Raw genomic sequence first — 3,174 nt, 5'->3', positions numbered from 1 at the left:
CCGACGTTCGACGGGCACACGGTGTCGATTATCGACGAGGTCGCACCCGCGCTCGACGCGTTCGCCGACACCGGCCTGCTTGCCGCGGCCTTCGGCGAGGAGCACGGCGGCATCAACCTGCCGTTCGTCGTGCACCGCGCATGCTTCGCGTGGCTTCAGGCGGCGAATATCTCCACCGCTGCGTACCCGATGCTCACCATGGGCAACGCGAACCTGATCCTCGCCCACGGCACGCCGGACCAGATCGCGACATATGTAGAACCCGAGCTCGACGGCCGCTTCTTCGGCACGATGTGCCTGTCGGAGCCGCACGCCGGTTCGTCCCTCGCGGACGTGAAGACCAAGGCCGTTCCCGATTCCGGCGGTGCCTTCCGCCTCTCGGGGCAGAAGATGTGGATCTCCGGCGGCGAGCACGAGCTGTCCGAGAACATCATCCACCTCGTGCTCGCCCGTGCCGAGGGATCGCCCGCGGGAGTCAAGGGACTCTCGCTGTTCATCGTTCCCAAATACCTGGTGGGCGCGGACGGCTCGTTGGGCGAGCACAACGACGTCACCCTTTCCGGTTTGAACCACAAGATGGGCTACCGCGGCACGACGAACACGCTGCTCAACTTCGGCGAGGGAACGCACACCCCCGGTGGTAAGGCCGGCGCCATCGGCTACCTCGTCGGCGAGGTCGATCGCGGCCTGCAGTACATGTTCCACATGATGAACGAGGCGCGAGTCGGCGTCGGCGCGGGCGCGGCCGCGCTGGGGATGACAGGCTATCTGCAATCGCTCGACTATGCGCGTAACCGCCCGCAGGGCCGCCCGGTCGGGGCGAAGGATCCGGACGCGCCGCAGGTGATGCTCACCGAGCACGCCGACGTGCGGCGGATGCTGCTCGCGCAGAAATCGTATGCCGAGGGAGCAATGGCGCTGTGCCTGTACGCCGCGAAGCTCGTCGACGAGGCCGATACCGCCAGCGGCGAGGACGCTGCGAACGCCGCGCTCCTGCTCGATGTGCTCACCCCGATCGTCAAGAGCTGGCCGTCCCAGTACGGGCCGGTCGCCAACGACCTGGCGATCCAGGTGCTCGGCGGCTCCGGTTACACCCGCGACTATGACGTCGAGCAGTTCTATCGCGATAACCGCCTCAACCCGATCCATGAGGGAACCCACGGGATTCAGGCGCAGGACCTGCTCGGCCGAAAGGTGATTATGTCCGGCGGATCCGGCCTGGCACTACTCGCCCGCACGATCGGAGACGCGATCGCCGCCGCCGACGGAGATCTCGCCGACTTCGCCGCCGCCCTGCAGGTAAGGCTCGACCGGCTCGTCGAGGTGACGGCGAACGTGTGGTCCACCGCCGATCCGGAGACGGCGCTCGCCAACGCGACCCCGTACCTCGAGGCCGCCGGGCACATCGTGGTTGCGTGGATCTGGCTCGACACCTCCCGCGCCGCCGCCGAATGCGGTTCCCCCCTCGCACCCGGAAAGAAAGCGGCGGCCGAGTACTTCTTCACCTACGAACTCCCCCGCGTCGACGCGATGCTCGACCTCGTCGACGGGCGTTCAAAGTTGCTGGTAAACCTCGACCCTGCGGAGCTATGAGCGGTGCGGCAGTGAGTATTCGGTGAGCCGAATCACTGCCACATAATCCGTCTTTAACCTCACAGCGCGAAGATGTTTAACCGCAGGTCCGGCTCTGTTAGCTTCGGAATTGTGCAGCTAACGACCACCTCACTCCTCGCGCTTCGGGCGCTGGTTCTCCTGGCTCGATCCCGCCGGAGTGAGATGCGGGCTACGGCGGCGTCACTCGCCGTCGATCTCGGCACCTCGTCGTCACAAGTGACGAAGGTGTTGTCGACGTTCGTCGACGAGGGTCTCATCCACGCACACCGAGGCCGCGGGGGCGGTCTCGAGATTTCCGAGGCCGGACTTTCCGCCACCGCGGATACCGTGGTGGCGCGCGCCGAGGGCGGGCGGCCTCGCGGGGCTCAAGGCGACGGCTCGGCCGCGCTGTCGATCGGCCGACTACCGGAGGCGTTGGAGGTCGCCCAGAAGGCCTACCTCGACGCGTTGTCCGAGTACACGATCGCCGCCCTGGCCGCGACGCCACCCGAGGACCTCGGAGTGCGTGGCGTTCCCACAATCGGTTCGCAGCTGCGCTGACCGCGCCGCAAGGCGACTTTCCTCATTCACGAGAGGTTCCAACCATGAGTGTGTCCACCGAACAGGTCTCCACGGGCTACGACGATCATCTCGATCTGCTCTCGTCGCCGCGGCAGCTCTCCGAGGCCGACCGGCAAATCATTGCCGAGACGCTTCCCGTCATCGGGGCGCACATCAACGACATCACCCCGGTGTTCTACACGAAGCTGTTCGACAACCACCCTAAGCTCATCCGCGACCTGTTCAACCGCGGCAATCAAAAGCAGGGCGCGCAGCAGCGCGCGCTCGCCGCATCGATCGCGACCTTCGCCTCTCACCTCGTAGAGGGCAAGTCCCCTGTCGAGCTCCTGTCCCGCATCGGACACAAGCACGCGAGCCTCGGCATCAGCGAGGACCAATACCAGGTCGTCCACGATAATCTCTTCGCCGCGATCGTCGAGGTGCTCGGCGACGCCATCACCCCGGAAATCGCCGGCGCGTGGGACGAGGTGTACTGGATTCTCGCCGAGACTCTCATCGGTTTCGAGCGCGCCCTGTACGCCGATGCAGGCGTCGAGCCCGGCGAGGTATTCCGCACCGCCCGCGTCGTCGGCCGCGAGGACGTCACCGACGAGGTGGCCGTTTTCTCCCTGCGTGCCGCGGACGGGTCCGCGCTTCCCGCCTCGCACCCGGGCCAGTACATCACCGTCGGGGCACGACTCGAAGACGGAGCACGCCAGCTTCGGCAGTACTCGCTGATGGGCTCGCCGGGGGAGGACGACGGCGGCACGTGGCGCATCGGAGTTCGCCGCGTCGACGAGGGCAACGCCCCCGCGGGCGAGGTGTCCACGTGGTTGCACCGGAACCTCGAAGTGGGCTCGGAGGTGGAGGTGACCCTGCCGTTCGGCGATCTCACCCTCGCCCACGCAGGACTCACCGAGAACAATCTCGGCGTCCCGGTCGTCCTGTGCTCCGCAGGAATCGGCATCACTCCGATGCTCGGCCTGCTCAGCGAGCTCGAGTCCACCCAGTTCACCCGGC

3 protein-coding genes are annotated in these 3,174 nt (G+C 66.7%); all 3 read left to right on the top strand.

Features of this window, described 5'->3' with window-relative positions; genetic code table 11:
• A partial coding sequence (locus K8V11_RS08355) for an acyl-CoA dehydrogenase (protein ID WP_303912664.1) occupies window positions 1-1,593 on the top strand: 1,593 nt, incomplete at its 5' end.
• Window positions 1,594-1,704: 111 nt separating this feature from the next.
• Entirely contained in the window at window positions 1,705-2,154 is a 450-nt protein-coding gene (locus tag K8V11_RS08350; protein WP_303912661.1) for an Rrf2 family transcriptional regulator, read from the top strand.
• A gap of 44 nt (window positions 2,155-2,198) precedes the next feature.
• A partial coding sequence (locus K8V11_RS08345; RefSeq protein ID WP_303912658.1) for a globin domain-containing protein occupies window positions 2,199-3,174 on the top strand: 976 nt, incomplete at its 3' end.

Source organism: Dietzia timorensis, assembly GCF_020742175.1.
In the GTDB taxonomy this organism is placed as follows: Bacteria; Actinomycetota; Actinomycetes; order Mycobacteriales; family Mycobacteriaceae; genus Dietzia; species Dietzia timorensis_A.
The sequence above is the reverse complement of the archived record's forward strand: the minus strand, read 5'-3'. Positions and strand labels throughout refer to the sequence as shown.